Consider the following 26,610-nt stretch of genomic DNA (forward strand, 5'->3'; position numbering starts at 1 on the left):
CATTTGCGTAGGATGCCCGCTTAGCGGACTCCAAATTCTTCTTCGTAGGGACTGAAAAAAGGGAAGAGGATACTTTCTCGTTTCCCTTTTAGCAGGAAAGAAACCGAAACTTCGCTGGTTCCACCCGAGTTTCCCCACAAGCCGGAGATGGTCCAGTCGTAGCTGTAGGTAAACTGCATCCGGTTGGTCATGAAGCCGGCTAACAAGATAACGGCATCATAACGAATCCCGAAATTCTGACGAAACCAGGCGCCTGCAGTCAGCCCATGCCTGGTTGCCAGCATTCCGTAATTTATTTGTTTTGAGATGCCTTGCTTTTGCAGGATGAGCTGTGGCGAAATATCAAATTTTTTGCGTTGGAGCCCATGTCTGAAAACCGGCAACTTAGCCCCAACATGAGCAGTATATTTGCGGTTCAATTTTTGGCTGTCATCATTTTCTGGAGAAAACGATTGCCTGGGTTCGTTTAAATGGTGAATAGCCCCACCCATAAATAAGCGCTTGCTAAAAACAAGGAATCCGCTTGAAAAGTCGGCGTACTCGAAATTTGGATCGGTGATTGTTTCAGAAGAGGTGCCGTGAGTCCCATCGTAGATATCCAGGTTATCGGCAAAAATCAACTCGTTGGTCTTGAGCGAATTCTGGTGGTATCCTCCCTGTATCCCGGCATTCAGCCTGAATTGTTCGTTCAGACGGATGAAAACAGAATATGCAAGGTCTAGCTGAAACGAATTTAGGATGTTGCCAGCCTGACCATCATTTAAAAGATAAATGCCAAGTCCACCTTGCAATGCATTCACTGGCAGGTCGATTGCTGCACTGTATGTTGTATAGGCATCGTCGAATTTTTGCCATTGGTCACGATAATGAAGGGCAATCCTGGTAGCACCTCCTGAACCTGCAAAAGCAGGGTTCATGCATAACGGATTGGCATAGTATTGCGAAAAAGAAACGTCTTGTCCAAGGATAGACTGGCCGCCAAGCAGCATCAGTAGTAAAAAAAGAAAAGCGCGGGGCTTAAGCATGGATTAGGTTTTTCGATTTAGAATCGCCTAAAAATAGTTAAAAATCAGTTTGGTAATCGAATTGCAAATAACAAAAAACCTCCGGGTCGCGGTCAGTACTCCGGACATTGCTGGCCGGATTTAGAAGCTGTGAACATTTGTTTTATTAAGATTCCTTTTTCTTCACTAGGGCAAGGCAAAGTACAATAATCTCGGCGGTGCAATTTTAATTGTAGTTTGCTTCGCAAAATGTTTTGTTCGTTTCGTTCATTATATAGCTTATCCAAGGATGGGTGAGTTATTAAAACGGTGGAATCCGCATCAACTGAAGATGGGTAAATGGGGTTACATCGAAACCACGGGGTCTTTATTTTGATACTGCTTATAGTTATCTTAGTTGAGGTATTCCATTGTCGAAAAGTACTTCTTCGAAACGCTGGTCAGGCTGCATCGCGAAACCGAAGGCGCCCCATACACCGGATTAAAGGAAGCGGGCACTGCCAAAGCCATTGTAAAACTCAGCGACGATGCCTTGTCGAAAGGTCAGGTTGATCCACTGATCAGTAACCTCAACCATCATATTGCCGAGGTTGTCCGGGAAAAATTTGCTAAAGTTTCCGAAATAGATCAGGTAAAAGATCAATCAGTACAAGCAGGCAGGGAATATGTTGCTGCCTATGTGGACTATACGCATACCCTTGAAGCCATCCACGATGTCCTCGATCACAGTAACCATCCTCACTCCGGGCACTAACCGCTGATTTCATTTACACTTGCTGATGTTTTTGACTACCTGGAGGCTGGGACAATTCAGCCTCCATTTTTAAAGCTTTTTGATAAAAATACCGGAATTGAAGTTTTTCGGAAACGGATTGTATCTTTCGGAGCAAACTTCGGGCTTTTCCCGGTTCTCCGTTAGCAGTCAGGAATTCTGCTTTTATAAACTGGAGCCTTATTTTCAAAAAATATTTCATATTCATGGGGAAATTGATGTGCTTAAATTTCACCAATTTGTATAAATCGGTGGCAGTTTGTTTTTCGCCGTCCTGCAAAAGGGCGCTGGCATAATCGGAAAGAAACAATTGATAGCTAACCGATGATTCCCAATTGGATAAATCGTAGTTCTCAAGCACCTGCCTGGCAAGTTGAATGATCTCCAGATGCCTCTGCCCGTAATGCAGAGCCGAAATCAGTTCAAACTCAAATACCGGCAATCCAGTTTTTTCCTGTTTCCCGCTATGTAAAAGCTGGTTGGCAGTATCATGTGCTACTGCCATCAGAGAGCCATCCATGTCTGTATGGCATACGGCTTGATGGATTAGTTGCGGAACAAAATAATGGGCAAAATCTGACGGGGTGCCCTCTTTGGGAAGTTCCGACTTTGAAACATGCTCATATTCCTGTTGGCACAGTTCGTGGTTTTCACTTAAAAAGTACTGCATATACTTCAGATAGTGGACGTACCGTTTGGCACTGTCTGACTTATTATACCGGAGGTAACAGTCCAGCTCATCCCCAGAGTTAAGTACGATCCGGTCCAAATCAAAAAAGCGTTCAAAATAAAGTCTGCAGCCAATTTCTGATTGGGCATACCACGGCAAAAGAAGTTCCCGTATCCCGGGGTTTTTCCTCATTTCGCAACTGACGAAAAAGGCCAACATACCCCAACAACATGGTTTATCAGACGGATAAGTGTTTTTAGGGGGCATTTCCTTCTCGAAAAGAGTGAAGATGTCTTTTAATATTTCGACTTGTTCTTCCTTAAATAAGATTTTTACGAAGTACTCTACCATGGTTACCTGGAGTTTTGGTGAATGGTAATAATCCGTAATCTTTTCCCTTAAATAGTCGATAGTCAGTGTATTTTCTTTTAAAAGAATGTTTGCCAAGTAGTAAGCAAAAAGCGCATGGTGCGAAAAACTCACATAGGTATTCAGTGTCAGGTATTCGTCAACCAATGAATATTCATACAAAAGGCCTATCCGCATTAGTTCGATATAGGCAATATTTTCCGAAGGGCTTAAGTGAAGGTCGTTCTTTTTCACCTCGACACCCATTTCCCCGTAGGAACAGAGGGAAAAGTACGATTTAAGAATGGAATATTTTTCGTACAACATAGGTGGGGATAAAACCATCCGCTTAATATACAGGTTAAGCAAATCAATTTCATGAATACTGCCCTTGGTTTTCCCTGTGATAATGAAAAGATGCAACAAATAAGGGGTCCGGATGATATCGGCCAGGTCGGGGTTGTTCACTTCCAGGTCGTCCAGCCTCTGCGGAAAATGGTTCTTTGCCAGTATCTCATCGATTTCCCTTCTTTTAAGTAATGGAATGTTGATAATCTCATGCTCTGTTCCTCGTAAAGTTGAATTGTACCAGAGCAATTTTTGCAGATGGTCTTTCTGTATCCGCTCCGAAAACATTCTCCAAATTAGTGGAGTACAGGTTATCAGTACCTTAAACCATGGGATATGTTCATACGTGGAAATCACTTTAAGCAGGTTCTCGATGAATTGTAGGGTTTTCCCGTTAATCGGATAAACATCGTCAATCCCATCAATGACCAGGACAAACCGGCCTTTAACCTGTTCAGGATGCTCCCGAAACCCAGTGCTGAAACTATTCCTCGGGTCATATTCAATCAGATTATACAGACGGCTAACACGCTGATGGATTGTCACCAGGTTATACAGAAGGCTTCCGTCAACCAGACAAAGAATGTCGTTGGGGCATAACGCATCCGGACCGGTAAAGAACCTTTCGGCAAGTTGGACCACTATGGGAGTTTTCCCGTAACCGTCCGGCGCAACAAATGCTGTTGCAACCTGGGGGGAAGAAAGAAAAGCGCTAAACCTTTTTTCAGCAAACCGGCGATAGGGAAAATTGTTAAAACGGTCACCCAGCTTATGCTTGAGGGATTCCAAGCTTTTCCGGGTGATTTCGTTCGTCCTGTTTTTGAGGTTTTCCCAATTATCGAGTGGCGAATAGCGGTGTCTTTCCTTTTCAAAATGATTAATGAATTCCTGCCAATCCTTAAATTCCATAAAGATCGAAAGCGTATCAAGCGTATATTTTGAAGGAGTAAAAGGGGACCTAACGATTCCGAAAAGCCGTTTGAGGGTTGAGGGACTTACCGGTCTTTTAGTTTGGAACTTAACGAGTTCGGATAACTCCTGGCAATCTTTTGCATAAGAAATCTTCCTGCCAAATTTGGCCATGATTTCATCTTTTAACAGCCTAATTAAAGTCTCGTAATCTTTGTGCATAATGAGGGTGGTCGGTTAGCTTAATCCTGTTTTTTGAGCTTTTAAACTATAAAAAAATTGTCATTCGCACAATTATAGCGACAAATTTGTCTGAAAATCTAAGCTGAACAAAATGAACCAATACTGAACAGAAAAACATAGTGTGTTCTGTTTTCTTGCCATTAGTTTTGTCCTCTGTCAACTGAAAATTACAAGCAGAAGTTATTTCAACCTGAAACTCTATATAGTTATTAACCTAAAAATGAGAGGACACTTCATGCTTACACACTTACACAATCCCCCCCCCCCCCGGTTTCCGGGCAGCTCCAAAGGCGCAAACGGAATCCTAAAAAAGGGCATGATCCTTATGATTTCACACTTTCCATCCGCGAAAACGCGCCATTCGTTGTGGATTGGCAACTACAAGGAATAGCGTCTGTTAATGCTGATTTTCCTCAGTTGTCGATAAACTGGCACAACTATCCGGAAGTATTATAGGCCCTCTTGACGTATGGTGTTGGTCGGTTAATCAGCAACCAGTTCGCGAAAAAGTCCACTTCCTTATGAGGGTAGTGGCATGAAAGAAAATTTCTTGATTTAAAAGCAGATATGAAAGTTTTAATGTTTGGCTGGGAGTTTCCTCCCAATATTTCAGGTGGGTTGGGCACTGCCTGTTACGGGTTGACCAAAGGACTTGCCAAATTCAGTGATGTAGATGTGACCTTTGTGGTACCCAAGGTATTTGGTGGCGAAGACCAAAGCAGCATGAAACTGATTGGGGCAGCCGATGTTCCGGTGACAAACCGAAAGGTGCAGTTGACAGAGTTTGACAGATCCCTCGAATATGTGGAGGTAAGTTCCGCCCTGGTGCCGTATGTCGATCCGGAGGATTATTACCGGCAAACCAACTTTACGGTTGCCGGCGCCAACTCCCTGGTTGAGACGGATGATCAGGGAAAAATTAAGTTTACTGGAAAATACGGTCCGGACCTGTTGTCCGAAATCGACCGGTATGCTGTGGTGGCCCGGGCAATTGCCCGGGATACGGAGTTTGATGTTATCCATGCTCACGATTGGCTGGCCTACCCGGCAGGCATCGCGGCAAAAGAGGTTTCCGGAAAACCGTTGGTCATCCACGTGCATGCCACCGATTTTGACCGAAGTGGTGGCAGCGCCAACCCCAGCGTGTATGCGATCGAAAAACAGGGAATGGATGCTGCTGATAAGATCATTACCGTCAGTAATCTCACCCGCCAGGTAGTTATCGATAAATACGGGATCGACGCGGAAAAAATCGTGACGGTTTATAATGCCGTTGAACCTTACCTGCATGACGAAAGCCAGCCTGTAACCAAGGGATTTGATGATAAGGTAGTAACGTTTCTGGGGCGGATCACCATGCAAAAAGGGCCTGAATATTTTGTTGAAGCGGCTGCCTGTGTTTTGAAGAGGATGCAGAATGTGCGCTTCGTAATGGCTGGAAGCGGCGATATGATGCATCGCATGATCAGGCGCACGGCGCAACTTAAAATATCCGACAAGTTTCATTTTACCGGTTTCCTGAAAGGGGACGATGTTTACCGGATGTTGCGGATAAGCGACGTTTATATCATGCCCTCGGTGTCCGAACCCTTTGGCATTTCGCCACTGGAGGCCATGCAGGCCCGGGTGCCGGTCATTATCTCCCGCCAATCGGGCGTTGCCGAAATTTTGTCGAATGCCATCAAGGTGAATTTTTGGGATGTGGACGCCATGGCGGATGCCATTCACGGCATCCTAAAACATCAAACCCTCTCCAAAATGCTGGCCAGGCAAGGCAAAAAGGAATCCTACAGTTTAAAGTGGGAGGGTTCGGCCCATCGGGTAAAACAGGTTTACCAAGCGGCCATCAACATGCATCAGTCAAATTGAATTAACCATTAAATTTTTGGAATTATGAGGTCTATCTGTCTTTACTTTCGCGTCCATCAGCCGGTGAGGCTTAAAAGGTTCCGTTTTTTTGATATCGGGAACTCGGGGTATTATTATGACGACTTCCAAAACGAATACCTGGTGCATCAAGTAGCCCAAAACTGTTATTTACCGGCCAATAAAATACTCCTGAAGCTCATCAATAAATACCAGGGAAAGTTCAAGCTTGCATTTTCGATATCGGGTACGGCCCTCGACCAATTTCAGGCCTATGCCCCGGAGGTTATTGACAGTTTCCGCGAACTTGCTTTTACCGGGTGCGTGGAGTTTGTAGCGGAACCTTACGCCAGCTCCTTATCTGCATTACACGATAAAGAAGAATTCCGGAAACAAGTACGGATACATGTGGCTGCTAACGAATCGTTGTTTGGCGCCCGTCCTGCCGTTTTTGCCAATACCGGCCTGGTCTATTCCGACGAAATCGGGGCCCTGGCCGCCGAGCTGGGATTCCGGGGGATATTGGCCGAAGGCCCCCGCCATGCCTTGGAATGGAGAAGCCCGAACTACCTTTATAATAATGCGGTTGCCCCTTCCCTTGCGGTGCTGCTGAAAAATGACAGACTGAGCGATGATGTCGCTTTCCGTTTTTCGGACCCGAATTGGAGCGAATGGCCTTTGGATCCGAAAAAGTTTGTGTCGTGGCTGAACATGCTCCCTCAAAACGAGAAGATGGTGAACCTGTTTATGGATTATGAAACCTTTGGCGAACGGCAAAAGCATGAAGACGGGATTTTTGATTTTCTGAGTTCAATGCCCGGGGCAGTTCTCAGAGGATCCAAATTCCAATTTATGACCCCTACCGAACTCTTGTGCCTGTATCAGCCTACTGCCACCTTGCATGTGGGGCATCAAACAGTCCATGCCAGTGCGCAAAAATGGCTGGGCAATGAGCTGCAACAGGAAGCTTTCGAAAAATTATACCAGTTAAGCGGAATGGTGCGTGACTGCCATGATAAACAGTTATTAAAAGACTGGCAATACCTGCAAACAAGCGACCATTTCTTTTACATGAACACTAATCATGATTCGGGTGGCGGCTTTCAAGCTTCTCACAGCCCATACGGCAGCCCTTTTGAAGCCTTCATCAACTATATGAACGTGTTAAACGATTTCGCGATCAGGTTGGAGCGGTACACGCAAGAGGAGCAGCAACAATACACCCAATTGAAAAAGAAAATATTAGAGACGGCCTGAAACAGTTGGCCAAGGCAACGATGAAATGTTTCACCCAAATAAATAAATTATGAGCATTAAAAAGCAATTTCTGAAGACCAATGGAACTTGTAAAGTAACCTTCCATTTCGGTGACGATCTTAAAAACGTTGAAAGTATTAGAATACCGGGCGATTTCAATAATTGGGATATGAATTGCGAACCCATGAAGAAACTTAAAACCGGGGGATTTTCACAAACATTAAATCTTGAAGCTGGAAAATCATACCAATTCCGCTACCTGATCGACAGCTCGGTTTGGGAAAACGAACCGGAGGCCGACCTGTTTGTGCCCAACGGCATCTCACCCGGCGAAGTAAATTCTGTGATTGAGCTTTGATCACGTCCCCCCATCCGCCCAAAACACAAAACAGGTGCGGATCCGGGGGGATAAACACAAGTTGCATTGTTCCACGAAAAATCGCCGAAATGAGACAGCTTATTATCAGCAAACAAATTACCAATAGAGATTCACTGGCACTGGATAAATACCTGCTGGAAATCAGTAAGTATAAATTATTGACCATCGAGGAAGAAATTGAATTGGCTAAAAGGATAAAAAGGGATGACAGGGAGGCTTTAGACCTTTTGGTAAAGTCCAATCTTCGTTTCGTTGTTTCGGTGGCCAAGCAGTACCAGAACCAGGGGTTGTGCCTGACCGATTTGATCAACGAGGGGAACCTGGGTCTGATAAAAGCCGCCATGCGTTTCGACGAGAGCCGTGGTTTCAAGTTTATATCGTATAGCGTATGGTGGATCCGTCAATCCATACTTCAGGCGGTGTACGAAAAAGCCCGGATGATCAGGCTTCCCCAACACAAAATAGGCTCGGTGACCAAAATTAAAAGGGCCTTTATCCGTCTGGAGCAGGAACATCATCGCGAACCTACCAGCGAGGAAATAGCCCTTTCGCTAAAGACAACCCCCGATGCCGTTGATTTGGCGATGAAGGTATCCTCATCCCCCGTTTCTATGGATTCACCCCTGGAAGAGGGGCAAGGTTCGTTGTACGACCTGATTTTAAACGAAGAATCGCCCAGTCCCGACACGGAATTGATGAGAAATTCGTTGATCCTGGAAATTGAACGCACATTGGCAACGCTGAACGAACGTGAAGCGGAAGTGGTACGTTATTCCTTTGGGCTTGGAGGGTACCCACCGTATTCGCTCGATGAAATTGGCCTCGCCCTTGACCTGTCACCCGAACGGGTGCGTCAAATCAAAGACAAGGCCGTTAAAAAGTTAAAAAATAGCTTCAGGAACAGGTTGTTGAGGGCCTATCTGTAATTTAAATAGGGCGCTTGATTTCTCACCAAATGAAATACTCCCTGTCCGTTTGCTGCTTTCAGAATCCTTATTTCAAAATCCTGCACGTGCAGGCTTACTATTTCATGAATGAACGGGTTATCATCAACCACGAGCACGGTCTTTCCGTGTAAACAGGAAAAATCCCCTTCTCCCAAAAACAAACTCATTGGTTTTTTATCCTCACTGCTATTCTGGGTGGGTAAGGTAATCCTGAACAGACTGCGTTCTCCCGGTACCGAATCAGCCATTAGAAATCCAGTTGCGGTATCGCGGACGAGTAATTCAACGCGATACGGGCCCTTTAATTTCATTCCAAATTCTATTTCTCCTGCCTGTGTGAGCGTGACAACACTTTTAAAGAGGATGGATATCTTGGATTTCCAGTTGCACCGGGTTGTGGATGCGAAGTGACCGGTCTGAAGATATGGTTGTATTTCTGCATTTTTGGGCGGCCAACTGACCAGAATAAGTTGTAAAAAATCTAAAAATTGTCATCTTTACACTTCAACCCATGACCATATCTGAATATGCGCGATAAGAATGAAGAAAGATTGAATACTAGTTTAATAAATATCAGCAAACTAGAGGTGCTTAATCAGGTTTCAGTACGTCTATTAACGGTGAAGAACGAAGTTGAAATCTATGAAATTTTGGCCGAGGGTGTCCGGCAAATGCTGCCTGATGTCTATTTTGTGGTGGATAAACTACTTTTGGATGGTAAAAATTTTCAGATTGTAGCCATTGCTGGTTTTGAAAGAATCATGGCTGCCATAAAACTTATTTTGGGCAAGGAATACTCTGACCTAAGATTTCCTTTTGATGGCTTACCCGACGAAGTACTCCATGTTTACGAAACCAGGAATATCCATTACTTTCCCGGCGGTATTTTCGATATCGTAAATGGTGCAATCAGTAAAACAGCTTGCAACGCAATTGAAAAACTACTGGGTGTGGCACAGGTCGCTGCAGTCAGCTTTAGTATCGACAAAAAATATTTCGGCGCTATTACGCTGTTAATCCCCTCCTCGATGTTGGTGGGGAATAAGATGGATCGGGAAACTGAGTTGGGCATCGAGACACTAGCCAACATGGCATCTGCGAAAATTCAGGAACTACGAGACAAAAAGACCATCGAAGAAAAACAAGTCGAGTTGTTGGATTACCAGACACAGTTTAGCAACCTGATCAGCAATTCAACCGATATTGTGTGGTGGGCTAACCTGGATGGTACCGGAATGAAAGATATCAATGAGGCCTTCCCTAAATTCTATGGCGTGTCGGCTGAGGATTTTATCAACGATCCGGATTTGTGGTTTGAAATGATCCATCCCGATGATAAAGAGATTGCCATAAAAAGCCATCAAGACCTTTTTAGCAAAGGAATAGCTGTAGCTGAGTACCGAATTCAGCGCTCTGATAAACAAATAATTTGGGTCCACGATCGGAAGTCTCTGATACGCGATCAACAGGGAAATCCCGTAAAAATGGGAGGTATTGCTTCCGATGTCACCGAACGCAAACGAATGGAGGAAGAACTCAAAACCAAGAATTTTGCGCTGGATGCTTCACCTGTTGCCGTCGGACTTGCTGATTTAGACGGTACACTTTTCTATGCGAACAAAGCTTATGTAAAATTATGGGGGGGTATCAATCCGAACATGAGGTGATTGGCAGGCATGTGTCCGAGTTTGCCACATCCCGGGAGCAGGTAAAAAAGGTTTTGCAAGTAATTTCTGAGGGAAAAGTTTACACCGGCGAGGGCGAAACGATCCGGGAAGATGGCACAAAATTTCATACCATTATCTCTGCAACAGTGGTTCGCCACGAAGGGAAACCGCTTTGTTTGATGGCCCTTTTTACCGATATTACCCATCAAAAGCAACTCGAATCAAAATTAAAGGAGCTCAACGACCAGCTGGCTGCTGAAATCAGAGCAAAGGATAAGTTCTTCTCCATCCTTGCCCACGACCTGAAATCGCCGATTAGCTCGATGATTGGTTTTACCGAATTGTTATTGGACGATTATGAAAACCTTACGGATGAAACCCGGTTAGAATTTCTGAAAATACTGAAAGATGCCAATCATAGCGCTAACCGGTTGTTGGAGAATTTGCTGGAATGGGGCAGGATCCAACTGGGGAAAATCGCATTCAGGAAAGAGACACTCAATTTATTCACACTGATTGACGATAATATTGAGCTGTTTGCCACGCAAGCGTTAAATAAACAGATCAGCGTTAGCAACAACGTAGCAGAGAATTGCCTCATACTGACCGATAGAAACGTAGTACAGGCAATCCTGCGAAATTTCCTGAGCAATGCCCTGAAGTTTACGCCGAATGGCGGGGAGATCACGTTTTCCGTCCATCATCGGGAAGGCTTTGTGGACTTGACCATTGCGGACACCGGTATTGGTATGCCCCCCAAAACAATCGCCAAACTCTTCAAAATAGGAGAAATCATTTCCTCTCCAGGAACCAACGACGAAACTGGTTCCGGCTTGGGATTAATTCTTTGTCACGAGCTAGTTGAAAAAACCGGAGGGAAAATTTCAGTACAGAGTGAACCAGGCAAGGGAAGTAAGTTTACTATTTCGTTTGAATCGCAACCATAAGACAAATTACTCATTTAGCTATTACTCTTTTATGCGGAAAAACTCATTTATAAACGGATCATATACCGTTGAATGTTGACAGGAAAAGTGTTGACCGTAGCCCCGTAACCGGCTTAATTTTTTTTGGGGTACAAAGCTCACTGAACCAAAATTTCTATAGATTTGGTTGGTTCGAATTGAAGAGAGTTGGTTCATCATTGAAAGTAACAACTAAACGAAGCAATTATGGTTCTGTTAAGTGTTCCCGAGATCACTCTTCCGCTGACCAATCCGGTCGTTAAATTTTTTGTCATCCTCCTGATTATTTTGGTGGCGCCAATTCTTCTTAACCGGCTAAAAATCCCCTCCATCCTGGGGTTGATCTTTGCCGGTGCCGTTATCGGACCTCATGGTGTTAATTTGTTATTACGCGACAGTGGCATTATTTTGTCAGGCACAGCCGGTCTGCTATATATCATGTTTCTAGCCGGTTTGGAAATGGACCTGGCTGAGTTCAGGAGAAACAGGACAAAAAGCCTTGTATTTGGACTATACACTTTTTTAATCCCCATGGTGTTGGGGATAGTGGCCGGATTGTATGTGCTAAAATTTTCGGTACTGACCTCCGTTTTGCTGGCCAGCATGTTTGCGTCTCATACCCTGATTGCTTATCCGGCGTTGAGCAAATTGGGCGTGGCAAAGATTAAGGCGGTTAACATTGCGGTTGGAGGAACCATGATTACAGATACACTGGCCCTTCTGGTGCTTGCGGTAATTGTCGGTATGGTTGGAGGAGAGATTGGGCCCGGCTTTTGGGCCCGGCTAAGCTTATCTGTTCTTGCTTTCGGGTTGATCGTACTATTACTTTTTCCCATTATTGGACGATGGTTTCTGAAAAAATACGAGGACAACGTATCCCAATACATTTTCATTCTGGTGATGGTTTTTCTGGGCGCAGTGCTGGCCGAAGCAGCCGGGGTTGAAGCCATCATCGGGGCATTCTTGTCAGGATTGGCACTGAACCGGTTAATCCCGTCAACCTCGGCCTTGATGAACCGGATTGTGTTTGTTGGCAACGCCGTTTTTATTCCGTTCTTTTTGATAGGTGTGGGAATGTTGGTTGATTACCGCGCATTTTTTCAGGATGCCGAGACCATTCGAGTGGCGGCCATAATGACCGGGGTTGCCACCTTAGCCAAGTTTTTGGCAGCGTGGCTGACCCAGAAAACGTTCCGGTTTTCTGCCGACGAGCGAAGGGTAATCTTCGGGTTAAGCAATGCGCAGGCCGCTGCAACGTTGGCAGCCGTATTAATTGGCTACAATGTGATTGTTAGCCAGACAGCCTCCGGTGAACCCATCCGGTTGTTGGGCGACAGTATCTTAAACGGAACAATTGTCATGATTTTTATTACATGCACTATGGCCACGATTTCTGCTCAAAAAGGCGGTACCAACATCGCCCTGGCCGAATCGTCGCTCATCGAGAGAAGCGAATCTATTCATGATGAACGTATTTTAATCCCGGTCAGTAATCCCCATACGATTGATGAGCTAATCAGTTTGAGCGCTATTATCAAGTCAAAAAACAATTCTAAGAACCTGTTTGTCCTGAATGTGGTCAATCCGGATGATGGTTATGAAACTGACAGCAGAGCCCGGAAACTCCTGGAGAAATCAACGATAACCGCATCATCTGCTGACATTAGCTTAAATCAATTGCTGCGTTACAATCGAAGTGTAGCCAATGGAATAATTAATGCCGCGAAAGAAAACCATATCACGGATCTGGTCATGGGGCTTCACAGGCAGAGCGTAATCTCAGAATCATTTCCGGGCAAACTGGCCGGGATTGTCCTGGAAAAATCGAATATGACGACTTTTATTTACAGAGCCGCTCAGCCAATCGCCACCATCAAGCGGCACCTGATTGTTGTTCCTGAAAATGCAGAGCATGAAATTGGCTTCCCGCTTTGGCTCGCCAAAGTGTGGAACATCCAGCAAAATACCGGGGCCAGGCTGAAGTTTTATGTCAGTGAAAATACCAAAAGGATTGTTGAAGAGGCACAGTCGGGTTACCCATTTGAAGCTACTTGTATTCTGTTTAATGATTGGGCCGATTTCTTGATTTTGGCACGAGATGTAAAACCGGATGATAATTTGATAGTTGTTTTGAGCCGCGATAATAAGCCTTCGCATCATCCCGAAATGAAGAATATCCCGCATTATTTGGACAAGTATTTTCATTCGAATAGTTATATTCTTATTTATCCAATGCAAATTGGCTTTTCGGATCGTGATGCCATTGATTTAACTAATCCATCCCTACTGGGGCCAATCCAAAAGCTGGATGAAATGCAGAAAATGATGGCCGGTTTATTTCGCAAAAAATGAAACCCACGTCAAATTCTAGCCGAGAAGAGGGGGGAGCAAATTTCGTCGGGATTAATTTAACGAGAAGAAGCCAGTATCGCAGGCAAGAAAAAACCTCCGGATCGCGGTCAGTACTCCGGACATTGCTGGCCGGATTTAGATGTTTAAAAAATACGCCATGACAACAACAAATAAACTTCCCGTACCCAGAGGTTTGTTTTTCAATATTTTCCTTCACGGGGGCTGGCCCCGCTTTCTTTTTGTCTATAAACACCAAAGCCCGAAAGATGTTCTTGCCGGGCTGAAAATTTGCGTGAATTTCTTTTTTATGTTGAAGATCTAGCGTTTATTGAAGAGGGGCTGCAAAGGCATCCACGTCGGCACCGGTAATGGTTTTATCGCACAGGATGATCAGCCGCTCGATGACGTTGCGGAATTCTCGGATGTTGCCGGTCCATTTCATGCTTTGCAGTTTTTCAATGGCATCCGGGGTAATGTTTTTGGTGGGCATGCCATACTCGCCGCATATTTGGGCAATGAAATGATCAGCCAGCTCTGGGATGTCTTCGGTCCGTTCGTTCAGCGAGGGCACTTGGATCAGGATGACGCTAAGTCGGTGGTACAGGTCTTCGCGGAAGTTGCCTTTGTGGATTTCCTCGCTCAGGTTTTTGTTGGTAGCGGCCACCACGCGCACATCCACCTTGATCGGTTTTTCGCCGCCCACGCGGGTGATGAGGCTTTCCTGCAGCGCGCGCAGCACCTTGGCCTGTGCCGAATGGCTCATGTCGCCAATTTCATCCAAAAAGAGGGTGCCGCCGCTGGCCTGTTCAAATTTGCCTTTGCGCTGTTTGATGGCCGAGGTAAAAGCGCCTTTTTCGTGGCCGAATAGTTCGCTTTCAATCAGTTCGGACGGAATGGCGGCGCAGTTCACCTCCACAAAAGGGCCTGCAGCGCGGTTGCTTTTTTCGTGCAGGCGGCGGGCAATCAGCTCTTTGCCGGTCCCATTGGCACCGGTAATCAGTACCCGTGCATCGGTTGGCGCTACGCGGTCGGCCATGTCGGTAATTTTTTTGATGGCTGCCGAGCTGCCCACAATCTCAAACTTTTTGCTGACTTTCTTTTTCAGCACCTTGGTTTCTGTCAGCAGGCTCGATTTGTCCATCGCGTTGCGGATGGTGATCAGCAGACGGTTCAGGTCGAGTGGTTTTTCGATAAAATCATAGGCCCCTTTTTTGATCGATTCCACGGCCGTGTCGATGTTCCCGTGTCCCGAAATCATCACCACCGGTGCGTCAACCGACTGTTCCTGAATGTGTTCAAGTACCTCGATCCCGTCCATGCCGGGCATTTTGATGTCGCACAAAATAATGTCGTATTCATTTTTCCCAATCAGTTCCAGCCCGTGATTGCCATCTTCGGCCAGGTCAACCTGGTACTGTTCGTATTCCAAAATGTCTTTCAGTGTATTGCGGATGCTGCGTTCGTCGTCGATGACCAATATTTTTGACATGCGTGTATTTTTAGGTTGTTTGTGCTCTCAAAATTAATGATTTATCCATTCGTACAAAACGCCTTCGCGCAGGGCAAAGTCAGTTTGTGTGATTTCGCTTATCTTCAGCTTCTTCCGGAGCAGGCGGATGAGGATGAACGAGGGGACAATCATTTCCACGCGCAGTGGCTCCATACCGGTCATTTTTTCGCGTTGTGCTTTGGTGGACGACATGATTTGGCTCGAAACAGCTTCAAAATCGCTCATTTGGATGTGCTGGGCAATGCGCTGTTTTGTGCCCGGCGGCGTTTGGTCGATCAGGTCGGCCAGCGTGTCGAAGGCGCCCGAACAGCCAATAAGCCCACTGATCGATGTGCCGTTGAGTTGTGTCCATAAATTGGCGAGTCCTTTTTCAAAATAGGCTTCAATGGTAGCAACCTCGGCTGTGGTTATCGGATCGGAAATCGGAAACTGTTCCACCACGCGGGCCATGCCCAGCGGAAAACTTTCTTTCCACAAAACCGCGTTATTTTTCGTTTGGATGAGTTCGTTGCTTCCCCCGCCAATGTCCAGGATGAGCGTATCGTCGGGGAGATTTCCAACGGCCAGTTTCACCCCTTCAAAAATCAGTCGCGCCTCTTCTTCGCCTGAAATGACGGTGAGCTCCAGCCCGGTTCTCTGCATGAGATGGGCCGCAAATTCGTTCTGGTTGGCTGCATCGCGCACCGCCGAGGTGGCGATGGTGACCACCTTTTCAGCCTGATACCGGCGGATGGTTTGCTGGTGCTTTTGCAGTGCCGCTGTGGCCCGTTGAAAGGCCTCGTTGGTCAGCAAATTTTTGCCGATGCCGCCCTTCCCCAGTTTTACGCCTTCTTTTCCCTGATACAACAAGCGATAGGTCTTTCCATCAATTTCGGCAATCAGCAAGTTGCAGGTGTTGGTCCCCAAATCAATTACAGCCAGTTTCATGTTCCTGTGTTTTGTGGTGCAAAGATATAATTTGCCGGGCGGGATGGCCGAAAATGATCATAGAAAAACCGAAATGGGCTGGTGGCTTTTGTAACGTTCGCACCTGGTTGCCGTAATTCTTTTTGCCGGTTTTGCCAATCTGGTTTGCCGGCCTGCAAAAATCAGCTGACCATGAAATCTTCTGTATCTATGTGGTACCCGGTTTTCATTCTGCTGTCCCTGTCGGTTGCTGTTCGGGCGCAAAACCGCGACAATGGCCGGTTTGCCCGCCAACCAGCTGTGGCCGGTTCTTTTTACCCGGCTGATCCCGGCCAGTTGAAAGCCCGGTTACAGGAGCTGTTTAGGCCCTATGTAAATCTTCCGCCCGGAAAGGATGTGGCTGCGCTCATCGTTCCGCATGCCGGCTATGTGTATTCCGGCGAGGTGGCCGCGTCGGCCTATGCACGGCTCAACCCGGAGAAAAAATACCGGCGCATTTTTCTGATTGGCACCAGCCATCACCTGCTGCTGGACGGCGCTTCCATCTACAACAAAGGGCACTACCGTACCCCGCTGGGCGTGGTTAAAGTGGATACCTTGGTGGCCGACCGGCTGATCCGCGACAACCCGTTGTTTGAGTATGTACCGGCTGCCCATGTGAAAGAACACAGCCTGGAAGTTCAGCTTCCGTTTTTACAATACCGGTTGAAACATCCGTATAAAATTGTGCCCATCCTGATTGGCACCCGGTCGGAAAAAGCAATCGAACAGCTTGCCGGGGCTTTGGGCCCTTACTTTCAGGAGGGGGATTTGTTTGTGATCAGCACTGATTTTTCGCACTACGCCGATGATGCCGGCGCCCGCGAAGCCGACAGAACCACCCGGGAGGCCATTTTGACCAATTCGCCCGGAAAATTTTTGCAGGCGCTCCGGAAGAACGAAGGCAAACACATTCCGGGGCTGGCTACCAGTTGCTGTGGCTGGAGTTCGGTGCTCACCTTGCTGAACCTTTCGTCGGCAGAGCCGGGGATTACCGTGAAACATATCCGGTATATGAACTCTGGTGATACCGAATATGGCGAGAAATCGCGGGTGGTAGGCTACCATGCCTTTGCCTTTGAACGTTCGGCGGTAAGTGCGCAAACGACCGGGTTTTCACTGACGGATACCGAAAAAATTCAGTTGCTGCAGATGGCCCGTGCAGCCATTGAGTTCCGGATGCTGCATCATTATTTGCCCGATGTGGATTCGGCGCAGCTATCCGAAAACCTTAAAACTCCTTGCGGAGCTTTTGTCACCCTGGAGAAGAAGGGCAAGTTGCGGGGGTGTATCGGTCGCTTTGGCGAAAAGGAACCTTTGTACCGGATGGTCCGCGAAATGGCCGTATCCGCTGCTTTTCAGGATTACCGTTTTGATCCCCTCCAGTTTACGGAGCTGGCCGAAGTCGATATCGAGATATCGGTGCTGACTCCCTTGCAGCGTATCGAAACCATCGATGAGCTTGAATTGGGGAAGCACGGAATTTATATTGTTCAGGGAGAGCGGCACGGTACTTTTTTGCCCCAGGTGGCCACCAATACCGGTTGGACGAAGGAAGAGTTCCTGGGCCGTTGTGCACGCGATAAGGCCGGCCTGGACTGGGATGGCTGGAAAGATGCGGAACTGTACATTTACGAAGCCCTGGTTTTCAGCGAACCCGAGTTGCTACACCCGGAACAATGAATTCGGCGTACCCGCTCATACCGGTTGTTGTCATTACGATCCTGGCCTATTTCACCACCCGGATGTATGTTTGGTGGGGCATCTTCAGCCAAAAAACGCACCGCATGTTTTGGAATGTGGCGTTGCTGGTCACCTTCCTGGTTTCGGGCCTGCTCGGTTTGCTGAGTGTGCTTAAAGTGAACTATAAACTCGAAATTCCGCAGTATGACCAATTCCTGCGATGGCATGTGGCTTTTGGGATTGGCATGGTCGTTATTTCATTTTTTCATTTAAGCTGGCACTGGAGTTATTATTTTTCGCTCAAAAAGAGAGCTGAAGGCGCAATCCCCGGGCAACCTGTTGTTCCCAACGTTCAGCCGGAATGGGAGAAAGTCCGCTACTTGTTGTTTTTGCTTGGCGCCCTGGCTATGATCAACCAGGTCGTCTTCATCCGCGAATTTCTGAGTGTGCTGGCCGGCAATGAGTTGGTGCTGGGCGTGGTGATGGCCAACTGGTTGCTGCTGACGGGCTGGGGCGCTTTTCACGCCCGGAAACGGATCCAACCCGATTTCAGCCTGAAACAGGGAGTAAGCATGATGATTGCCCTGGCTTTTCTGCCAATTTTGCTGATCGTGGCGCTTTATGAGTTGAAATTCCTGCTTTATCCGCCGGGGACGATTACCGGTTTTGGGGCAGTTGTTATGGGGGTGTGCCTGTTGTTATTCCCGGTTTGCTTTCTGTCGGGTTATTTGTTTACCTTGCTCTCAACGCTTTACTCGTGGTCGGGCAGAAAAAACCTGATTGGAAAGGCTTACGCCATTGAATCGTTGGGGAGCCTGGCCGGAGGGTTGCTTTTTGGCGTGGTGCTCGGTCGGTTTTTTAATTCCATCCAGGTGTTGGCTATCATTTCTGCCGCCGTTCTGACAATGGGCAGTTGGCTTATCTGGCCGCGAAACCTCAAAAAAAGGATGGTTTATCTATTGCCCGGCTTGCTGATCCTGGTGGTGGCTTTTGTGCTCAGGCCCGATACGCGCATCAAGCAAATCTTGTTTCCCAGCCAGGAAATTATCCTCGACCGTAGTACACCTTACGGCAATTTGGTCGTTTCCAGCCAGGCTGGTCAGCTCAATTTTTATGAAGATCATGCCCTTCATTTTTATTCGGATAATTTGGCGTTGAGCGAGGAGGCGGTTCATTTTGCCATGTTGCAACACCCAAAACCTGAAAAGGTATTGCTGTTGTCGGGAGGTATTTCGGGCATGTTGAAAGAGCTGGACAAGTACCCGCTGGAGAAAGTTACCTATATCGAAACCAATCCGGCTGTCCTCAGGTACTGGAAAAATCTGGTGGATTATGCCAGTCCTTCGGAGCCGGTGGAATTTGTCCGTTCTGATATCCGGGTATTTCTGCGAAAGACAAAGCTGGTTTATGATGTGGTGCTGATCAATCTGCCGCCGCCAACAACCTTGGGTTTCAACCGGTTTTATACCGATGAATTTTTCAGGATGGTTGCACAACATGTCACACCTGGCGGCGTGGTTTGTACCAGCCTGCCTTCCACGGTGAACTATGCAGGCGAGAATGCTCTTCTGCTGAACGCGTCGCTCTGGAAAACCCTGGGACTTCATTTCGAAAACCGGCTGTTGCTGCCCGGCGAAAAAAACTATTTCCTGGCTTCGGCAGGGCCACTTTCGCCAGCCATTACCGAACTGGTTGACCAAAAGGGCATCGGCAATGAATATGTGAATGCCTATTATCTGGATGATGGACTGCTGGCGCAACGGGGGCAACTGTTGATGGGGCAGTTCCATCAGGTTGGAAAAGTCAACCGCGACTTTTACCCCTACATGTTCCTGAAACAAACCGATCATTGGCTGAGTCGGTTTCAGGTCAGCTATAATTTATTGGTGCTGGTACCCTTGATTTTGTTCTTCGTGTTGTTTGCCCGGCTTAACCCGGTTTCCATGGGCCTTTACACCGGCGGTTTTTCGTCCGCTTCACTCGAAATAACGCTCATGCTTGCCTATCAGGTTTTCTTCGGCAGTATTTACCTGGCCACGGCTTTTTTCTTTACTTTTTTTATGGGCGGGTTGGCGCTGGGCAGTTCTATGGGCCGCAAACCCGGAAAGATGTCCGCTATCCGTGTTTTTGCGGTTGTTCAGTTTTTGCTGGCCGTCTTTTCGGTGTTGCTGCCGCTGCTTATTTTGCTGATCGACCGGATTTCGGGCTGGGGCGTCCCGGCGCAGTTGCTGTTTTTCGTGCTGGTGTTTGTCCTGGCATTTGGCATTGGCTACGAATTTTTCCTGGCCTCGGGCTTGCAATCGCCGCACTACAGCGTTACCTCGGGGCTGAACTACAGCACCGACCTTGCCGGTTCTGCTTTTGGGGCCTTCCTGACAGCCTTGGTGATGTTGCCTTTTTTAGGCTTGGTTTATACCTGTCTGATCGTCGCCGGCTTGAATATTTTCAGCGGAGTCATGGCTCTTTCCGTTCGGAACCATAGAATCTTTTGAACTGCCCTTCCCGTAAAATAAACCGTTAAACAAGAGGATTGGATGATGGACAAACGGCAGTTTTTGAAGACAGCTTTTTGGGGAACGGGAGGACTGGCCTGTTTTCAGAATCCGGTTGCCTCCTTTGCTTCCGGCGCTTTTGTTCCGGTCATTAAAGAAGCCTGGGTGAAGGAGGCCATGTTTTACACGACCACGCCTAAAGGCGCCCGTTGCCTGATTTGCCCGAACGAGTGCACGGTGAAGGAAGGCGAGGCCGGCGACTGCCGAAACCGCATCAACCGGGGTGGAAAACTGTATTCGATTGCGTACGGAAATCCCTGCGCCGTTCATGTGGACCCGATCGAGAAAAAGCCCTTGCTGCACTTCTTGCCGGGGAGCAAAGCCTTCTCGATTGCCACGGCCGGATGTAACCTGGCATGTTTGAACTGCCAAAACTGGACGATCTCGCAAAAAAGTCCGGATGAAACCGAGAATGTAGATTTGCCACCCGACAAGGTGGTGGAAAGTTGTTTGGCAAATCACTGCGAATCGGTGGCTTATACTTATTCCGAGCCGGTTACTTTTTACGAATACATGTACGATTCGGCAATTTTGGCCAGGCAGGCCGGACTGAAAAATGTACTGGTGAGCGCCGGTTATATCAATCAGGAACCTTTGCTGAAGCTTTGCCGGGTGATTGATGCGGCCAATATTGACCTGAAATCGTTCAGCAATGATATTTACCTGAAACTGAATGCCGGGACACTGCAACCCATTTTGGATACGCTGATCACCCTGAAGAACGAAGGCGTGTGGCTGGAGATTACCAACCTGGTTGTTCCCTCGTGGACGGACGATCTGGAGATGATCAAAAAGATGTGCGGCTGGCTGCTGGACAATGGCTTTGAGCAAACGCCGCTTCATTTCAGCCGTTTTCACCCTATGTACAAACTTACCCAGTTGCCGCCAACCCCGGTGAATATTCTGAAAAGTGCCCGTGATATTGCACTTCAGGAAGGTCTGAAACATGTGTATGTGGGCAATGTTCCGGGCTTGGGCGCTGAAAATACCGTTTGTCCGAAATGTGGGCGGGTGGTTGTGGAGCGCCGTGGCTACAGCATCCTGCAAAACGATCTGGTGGGCGGGAAGTGCAAATCCTGCGGTACTGCGGTTGCGGGGGTGTGGAATGGAGAATGAAACAAGAAAAAGCGGGTGAATAAAAACGCATCAGAAAGCGTCATGCTGAACTTGTTTCAGCATCTCTATCTGGTTTCTGTCCGTTTGATACAGATCCTGAAACAAGTTCAGGATGACCTGATCAACAACTTTTTTATTCACCCGCTTGGTTATGGCTGGGCGGGAAGTTTGTTAGAAAAGCCCTTCGATCGACAAATAACGTTCGCCGGTATCGTAGCTGAACGTGAGGATTTTCGAGCCTTTGGGCAGTTCAGCAATTTTTTTGGCTACAGCCGCCAACGATGCGCCCGATGAAATGCCCACAAACAAACCTTCTTCTTTTGCTGCCCGTTTGGCGTATTCAAATGCTTCTTCTCTGGAAACCTGGATGGTGCCATCGAGCTGATCGGTGAGCAGGTTGTTGGGGATGAAGCCCGCGCCAATTCCCTGAATGGGGTGCGGCCCCGGTTGTCCGCCGCTGATTACCGGCGACAGTTCGGGCTCCACGGCAAAGGTTTTCAGATTCGGGAAATGCTGTTTCAGCACTTCGCTCACCCCCGAGATGTGTCCCCCGGTGCCTACGCCGGTAATTAGGTAGTCGAAACCTTCGGGAAAATCTTTCAGGATTTCCTGTGCCGTGTTGTTCCGGTGAGCGTCAATGTTTGCCACGTTATCGAATTGAGAAGGGATCCACGAGTTCGGGTTTTCGGCTGCCAACTCTTCCGCTTTGGCGATGGCGCCCTTCATCCCTTTTTCTTTTGGGGTGAGCACCAGCTCGGCGCCATAGGCCGTCAGGATGCGGCGGCGTTCAACCGACATCGATTCGGGCATTACCAGGATCAGCTTGTAACCTTTCACCGCGGCCACCAGTGCCAACCCGATACCCGTGTTGCCCGAAGTGGGTTCAATCAGCAGAGCGCCTGGTTGCAGCAAGCCTTTTTGTTCGGCATCTTCTACCATCGACAGTGCAATGCGGTCTTTGATGCTGCCGCCCGGGTTGGTTTTCTCCAGCTTTACGTACACTTCATAATCCGCGGGAAACAGACGGTTTACCCGGATAAGGGGCGAATTTCCAATGGTTTCCAGAATGTTGTTAAATCTCATACTCTTTGTTTTTATAGGGTTAAAAATATTTCAAAAAAAAAGCCTTCCACAATGGGAAGGCCTGCATAACTATGTCTGTCTAAAATCGATATTTCATCAAAACATACCTTCCCCGTATTGTATATTCATACAACAGCACATGGGCATATTTGAGAAGGTGTAATACATGTTTTTTGTTATCTGGAACAATTATAAATAAAAAATCTGATTTAAATACAATATTGTCCGAATTAATTGTGGTAAAAGAGCCATTTAACGATTTCTTTAAAATTGACTTTCTTTCCGTACATCAAAATCCCGGTGCGGTAAATTTTTCCTGCCACCCAGATAATTCCCCAGATGGATGCCAGTAAAATGCCCATGGAAAGCAGCAGTTCCCAAACCGGAACGCCAAAGGGAACGCGCACCATCATGATCACGGGCGAGGTAAAGGGGATGAGCGAGGCCCAAAAGGCCAGCGCTCCTTCGGGGTTTTTCACTACGGGGAAAAGGATGATGATGGAAAAGATCAGTGGCAAGGTCACCGGCAGCATCAGCTGCTGGGCGTCTTCGTCGTGATCGACTGCCGAACCAACTGCCCCTAAAAGTGAAGAATACAGCAGGAACCCGCCCAGAAAGTAGAACAGGAAGCTGCCAAAGATAAGCGGCAGGTTCAGGTTGCCAATCATGTCGATGATTTCGAGGGCCATATTTTGCTGTTCGGCGGTGGCGGCTTCTATGGCCACGCCCGATGTGCTCATCAGGTTTTGCGATTGTTCCAGGGTGGTCACTTCGCCCCCGCCAACAAACGACTGCACCCCGGCAACAATAGCCCCGCCAATAATCACCCAAAATAAAAGCTGCGTGAGGCCAACCAGGCCAATGCCGACAATTTTTCCGAACATCAGTTGGGTGGGTTTCACCGACGAAATAATCACTTCCACAATACGGCTGGTTTTTTCTTCCATCACCCCGCGCATCACCATCGTACCGTAGATAAATACGAACATGTAAATGATGAACCCGGCAGCGTAACCCACGGCCATGGCTAATTCGGTGGAGCTTTTTACGGCGCTGCCCTGTTGGTCAATCTTGATGGTTTCGAGGTTGATGTGGGTTTTGGTGGCCGCCAGTTTTTCTTCCAGGTCGGGAAGGCCCGACTGGTCAATCACCTGTTTCTTTTTGTCATTTTCAAGAATGGTTCCCAGTTTGCCGGCCACCATGCTTTTGACGTCGATGGTCACCTGCTTGTCCGAAAACAACTGGGCGCGGTTGGCTGTCAACACATTGGGAGGAATGAACAGGACGGCATAAAACGGGCTGTTCCTGATGTCTTCTTTTATCTTGGCGTATTCATCCTGCGGGATGAAATGAAATTTCGTGTAGTCGGTACTTTCCAGGCGGCCCAGAAAGATGCCCGTGCCATCGTACACGGCAATGGTGCGTTCTTCTTTATCGTCCTGCATAGCCAGCCAGGCGGGCAAAATGGTCATGCCGGCAAACAGGAACGGTACCAGCAGGGTTAAAATGACGAATGATTTTTTGCGTACACGGGTCAGGTATTCCCTTTTCAGTATCAATAGTGCTTTGTTCATGGCTTAGTTTTTTTGGTTGGCTTGTTGTACAACTTGAATAAAGACTTCGTTCATGCTGGGGATGACTTCGCGAAAGGCGCTGATTTCGAGTTTGCCCATCAGCTTTTGCAACAGCTCGTTGTTGCTTTGGTCGGTGGCTTTCTGAAACTTAATGCGCTGACGGTTGCCGTGAAGGTCGTGTTCGATCAGCGAAAAACCATTCTGCGAAAACAACGATACCGCTTCCGTGTCGGGTGTTTCAATCTCGAAGATGCCCCGTTTGTAGCGGTCTTTGATGTCGAAAATGTTCCCGTCTAAAATCTTTTGGGATTGATGGAGCAGAGCAATGTGGTCGCAGATCTCCTCCACCGAAGCCATGTTGTGGGTGGAGAAAATGATGGTGGCGCCCTTGGCCTTCAGCTGGAGGATTTCATTTTTCATCAGGTTGGCGTTGATGGGGTCGAAACCGCTGAACGGTTCATCAAAGATCAGCAGTTTGGGTTCGTGGATCACGGTGGTCACAAACTGCACTTTTTGCTGCATGCCTTTTGAAAGCTCTTCCACTTTCTTGTTCCACCACGGCTGGATTTCGAATTTTTCGAACCATTTTTTCAGGTTCCGCAGCGCATCATGCCGCGACATGCCTTTCAGCTGGGCCAGGTACAGGGCCTGTTCGCCCACCTTCATTTTTTTGTACAGGCCGCGTTCCTCGGGCAGGTAGCCGATGTACTGGATGTCGGTCGATTTGAGTTTTCGCCCCTGAAAGAACAGCTCGCCTTCGTCGGGTGCGGTAATTTGGTTGATGATGCGGATCAGCGTGGTTTTGCCGGCGCCGTTGGGGCCCAGCAGCCCGAACACCGACTGCTCTGCCACCGAAATGCTCACCTTGTTCAGTGCCCGGTGCCCGGCATAGTCTTTTACCACTTCCGTTGCTCGAAAAAGTTCCATAAATCAGATTTTGGGTTTATACCTGTTAGTTGCAAATCACACCGGAGAATTACGCAATTTCTCCGGCCAGCATCAAAATTAAGTAAAATGATGGTAGCCGGGTGTCAATTTTCGGTGAAATGCCGATTGGGCAGGATAAATTTCAGGGTACACGTGGGGAGTTGTTTTGCCTGGTGATTTTTCGGGGGATGATCGGGGGTTTTATTTTTTCCTTTCGGCTAGTTAACCCGCGTAACCCCGCCCGACACCACAAACTTCATCGCCTCGGCAGGTGGCATGTCGAGCGTGTGCACCGACGAAGTTTCAATCATGAACAACTCGCCCGAGAAGTTGTACGAGTGCGGAAAATAAACCGCCACCATGCCCGGCATGCCCAGTTCGTCGAGGCTGTTTTGAGTGATAAACCCGATCTTCCAAAGCTTGTTTTCCTGGTTGATACAAACCATCACCGGCTTGCTGAATTTTTTCTCTTTCCCGGCAAAGGCTGAAAACAGATCGACCAGCGAACTGTAGATCACCTTGATCAGCGGGGCGCGCCGCAGCAGGCGTTCGCCGATCTTTTTGAAGGGGTTGGTCACCACGTATTCGCCAATCAGGCCGAGCAGGGTGAGCAGCAGGAAAATGATGAGCAGACCGAGCCCGGGAACAATGCGGTCGAGCCAGGTTTTTAGCACATCGCGCAACAGCCCGTCAATGAAATCGAAGGTGAGGAAAATGATGTAGCCCGTAATGGCGATGGGCGCTACCAGTACCAGCCCTTTCATGAAGTAAGAAAAAAGTCGTTTCATCGTGATGATTTTTTAGGTCTCGGACCTGTTTTATAGTTTCTTGATCACGTTTGGCTCAGAACATTCAAGGCCCGGGACAACCCCGTAAACTGTCGCGGGTACTTAAATGACTGATATCCGGCAGCGAAAGATACAAAATATCGGCTGACCGCGGCTGAGGGGAGGGCGGTTTTTCCCGGCCCGGCGAATATTCCGGACGGGTGGGGTCGTGGCGGCGTGCCACGCCTCCACTTATTGGTTGGGCAAGCAATGGCGGCGTGCCACGGCTCCACTTATCAGTTGGGCAAGCAATGGCGGCATGCCACGGCTCCACTTTTCGGTTGGGCAAGCAATGGCGGCGTGCCACACCATTACTTTTCCCCGAGCGGGAGCTTCATTAAATGATGAAACCTTCCTTTTTCATTTTTTCGCCCGTAATTAAATGATCATGGCTCCCTTTTTTAATTTTCCGGCTTTCATTAAATCTTCAAACCATCACCTTTCGGTTGGTGGAGGCGTAAAGAAATCTTCACGGCCTCCCTTTCCTCTTTTTGGGCGCTTGAAGATATCTTAATGGCCTCCCTTTTCAGTTTTTCCGGCTATGAAGAAATCTTCATTGCCCTTCCTCTCATTTCCCCAAGGCATGAAGATATCTTTACGGCTCCACTTTTCAATTTTTCGGCTTTTAAGAAATATTTTGAATATGTTTTGTAAATTGGGGTGCGG

The 26,610-nt window shown here is 47.7% G+C and carries 21 protein-coding genes; 11 read left to right on the forward strand and 10 right to left on the reverse strand.

What is annotated here, in order from left to right:
- Window positions 1–20 precede the first annotated feature (20 nt).
- Entirely contained in the window at window positions 21–1,025 is a 1,005-nt protein-coding gene (locus N2K84_RS11440) for a PorP/SprF family type IX secretion system membrane protein (RefSeq protein WP_282591950.1), read from the reverse strand.
- Window positions 1,026–1,401: 376 nt separating this feature from the next.
- Between N2K84_RS11440 and N2K84_RS11445 the strand changes: the two genes are divergently transcribed.
- Window positions 1,402–1,758, forward strand: a complete 357-nt coding sequence (locus N2K84_RS11445; RefSeq protein ID WP_282591951.1) for a DUF6448 family protein — start codon at window positions 1,402–1,404, stop codon at window positions 1,756–1,758.
- A gap of 13 nt (window positions 1,759–1,771) precedes the next feature.
- Here N2K84_RS11445 and N2K84_RS11450 read toward each other — a convergent pair whose 3' ends face one another.
- Window positions 1,772–4,051: a hypothetical protein gene (locus N2K84_RS11450; protein WP_282591952.1), complete on the reverse strand. Its 2,280-nt coding sequence runs from the start codon at window positions 4,049–4,051 to the stop codon at window positions 1,772–1,774.
- Between the two features lie 810 nt (window positions 4,052–4,861).
- Here N2K84_RS11450 and N2K84_RS11455 point away from each other — a divergent pair.
- The 4 genes from N2K84_RS11455 to N2K84_RS11470 all read left to right on the forward strand — a co-directional run bounded on the left by N2K84_RS11455 (window position 4,862) and on the right by N2K84_RS11470 (window position 8,722).
- Window positions 4,862–6,163: a glycosyltransferase family 4 protein gene (locus N2K84_RS11455; RefSeq protein ID WP_282591953.1), complete on the forward strand. Its 1,302-nt coding sequence runs from the start codon at window positions 4,862–4,864 to the stop codon at window positions 6,161–6,163.
- Between the two features lie 24 nt (window positions 6,164–6,187).
- Window positions 6,188–7,417, forward strand: coding sequence for a glycoside hydrolase family 57 protein (locus N2K84_RS11460; RefSeq protein WP_282591954.1), 1,230 nt, complete (start codon window positions 6,188–6,190; stop codon window positions 7,415–7,417).
- A gap of 49 nt (window positions 7,418–7,466) precedes the next feature.
- Window positions 7,467–7,775, forward strand: a complete 309-nt coding sequence (locus N2K84_RS11465) for an isoamylase early set domain-containing protein (RefSeq protein WP_282591955.1) — start codon at window positions 7,467–7,469, stop codon at window positions 7,773–7,775.
- A gap of 89 nt (window positions 7,776–7,864) precedes the next feature.
- The gene (locus N2K84_RS11470) at window positions 7,865–8,722 is read left to right on the forward strand and encodes a sigma-70 family RNA polymerase sigma factor (RefSeq protein ID WP_282591956.1); all 858 of its coding nucleotides are present in this window, start codon (window positions 7,865–7,867) and stop codon (window positions 8,720–8,722) included.
- On the opposite strand, the gene N2K84_RS11475 is transcribed toward N2K84_RS11470, so the two are convergent.
- Entirely contained in the window at window positions 8,713–9,054 is a 342-nt protein-coding gene (locus N2K84_RS11475; protein ID WP_282591957.1) for a response regulator, read from the reverse strand. The genes N2K84_RS11470 and N2K84_RS11475 overlap by 10 nt on opposite strands.
- A gap of 216 nt (window positions 9,055–9,270) precedes the next feature.
- On the opposite strand from N2K84_RS11475, the gene N2K84_RS11480 reads away from it, so the two are divergent.
- The 3 genes from N2K84_RS11480 to N2K84_RS11490 all read left to right on the forward strand — a co-directional run bounded on the left by N2K84_RS11480 (window position 9,271) and on the right by N2K84_RS11490 (window position 13,727).
- Window positions 9,271–10,410: a PAS domain-containing protein gene (locus N2K84_RS11480; RefSeq protein ID WP_282591958.1), complete on the forward strand. Its 1,140-nt coding sequence runs from the start codon at window positions 9,271–9,273 to the stop codon at window positions 10,408–10,410.
- The gene (locus N2K84_RS11485; RefSeq protein ID WP_282591959.1) at window positions 10,380–11,357 is read left to right on the forward strand and encodes a PAS domain-containing sensor histidine kinase; all 978 of its coding nucleotides are present in this window, start codon (window positions 10,380–10,382) and stop codon (window positions 11,355–11,357) included. Before N2K84_RS11480 ends, N2K84_RS11485 begins: the two co-directional genes overlap by 31 nt.
- 225 nt (window positions 11,358–11,582) lie before the next feature.
- Entirely contained in the window at window positions 11,583–13,727 is a 2,145-nt protein-coding gene (locus N2K84_RS11490) for a cation:proton antiporter (protein ID WP_282591960.1), read from the forward strand.
- Window positions 13,728–14,052: 325 nt separating this feature from the next.
- On the opposite strand, the gene N2K84_RS11495 is transcribed toward N2K84_RS11490, so the two are convergent.
- Both N2K84_RS11495 and N2K84_RS11500 read right to left on the reverse strand, forming a co-directional pair.
- Entirely contained in the window at window positions 14,053–15,216 is a 1,164-nt protein-coding gene (locus tag N2K84_RS11495; protein WP_282591961.1) for a sigma-54-dependent transcriptional regulator, read from the reverse strand.
- Window positions 15,217–15,249: 33 nt separating this feature from the next.
- The gene (locus tag N2K84_RS11500) at window positions 15,250–16,164 is read right to left on the reverse strand and encodes a Ppx/GppA phosphatase family protein (protein ID WP_282591962.1); all 915 of its coding nucleotides are present in this window, start codon (window positions 16,162–16,164) and stop codon (window positions 15,250–15,252) included.
- A 171-nt stretch (window positions 16,165–16,335) separates the two neighbouring features.
- Between N2K84_RS11500 and amrB the strand changes: the two genes are divergently transcribed.
- The 3 genes from amrB to amrS are packed head-to-tail and all read left to right on the forward strand — an operon-like array spanning window position 16,336 to window position 21,533.
- Entirely contained in the window at window positions 16,336–17,865 is a 1,530-nt protein-coding gene (gene amrB, locus N2K84_RS11505) for an AmmeMemoRadiSam system protein B (RefSeq protein WP_282591963.1), read from the forward strand.
- A complete protein-coding gene (locus N2K84_RS11510; protein WP_282591964.1) occupies window positions 17,862–20,357 on the forward strand; it encodes a spermine/spermidine synthase domain-containing protein in 2,496 nt (831 codons plus the stop codon). The genes amrB and N2K84_RS11510 overlap by 4 nt, the downstream gene beginning before the upstream one ends.
- Window positions 20,358–20,399: 42 nt before the next feature.
- Window positions 20,400–21,533, forward strand: coding sequence for an AmmeMemoRadiSam system radical SAM enzyme (gene amrS, locus N2K84_RS11515; protein ID WP_282591965.1), 1,134 nt, complete (start codon window positions 20,400–20,402; stop codon window positions 21,531–21,533).
- 171 nt (window positions 21,534–21,704) lie between these two features.
- Here the strand turns inward: amrS and cysK are convergent, their stop codons facing one another.
- From cysK to N2K84_RS11540, 5 genes are all read right to left on the reverse strand, one after another.
- The gene (gene cysK / locus N2K84_RS11520) at window positions 21,705–22,616 is read right to left on the reverse strand and encodes a cysteine synthase A (RefSeq protein WP_282591966.1); all 912 of its coding nucleotides are present in this window, start codon (window positions 22,614–22,616) and stop codon (window positions 21,705–21,707) included.
- Between the two features lie 230 nt (window positions 22,617–22,846).
- Window positions 22,847–24,190, reverse strand: coding sequence for an ABC transporter permease (locus N2K84_RS11525; protein ID WP_282591967.1), 1,344 nt, complete (start codon window positions 24,188–24,190; stop codon window positions 22,847–22,849).
- A gap of 3 nt (window positions 24,191–24,193) precedes the next feature.
- Window positions 24,194–25,117 carry an ABC transporter ATP-binding protein gene (locus N2K84_RS11530; protein WP_282591968.1) on the reverse strand — a complete coding sequence of 308 codons (924 nt, stop codon included), beginning with the start codon at window positions 25,115–25,117 and terminating at the stop codon, window positions 24,194–24,196.
- 218 nt (window positions 25,118–25,335) lie between these two features.
- Window positions 25,336–25,905 (reverse strand): DUF502 domain-containing protein, encoded by a 570-nt coding sequence (locus N2K84_RS11535; protein ID WP_282591969.1) that lies wholly within the window; start codon window positions 25,903–25,905, stop codon window positions 25,336–25,338.
- A 64-nt stretch (window positions 25,906–25,969) separates the two neighbouring features.
- Window positions 25,970–26,251, reverse strand: coding sequence for a hypothetical protein (locus tag N2K84_RS11540; RefSeq protein ID WP_282591970.1), 282 nt, complete (start codon window positions 26,249–26,251; stop codon window positions 25,970–25,972).
- Between the last annotated feature and the right edge of the window lie 359 nt (window positions 26,252–26,610).

It is taken from the genome of Gaoshiqia sediminis, from assembly GCF_025907915.1.
Taxonomy (GTDB): Bacteria; Bacteroidota; Bacteroidia; order Bacteroidales; family Prolixibacteraceae; genus Gaoshiqia; species Gaoshiqia sediminis.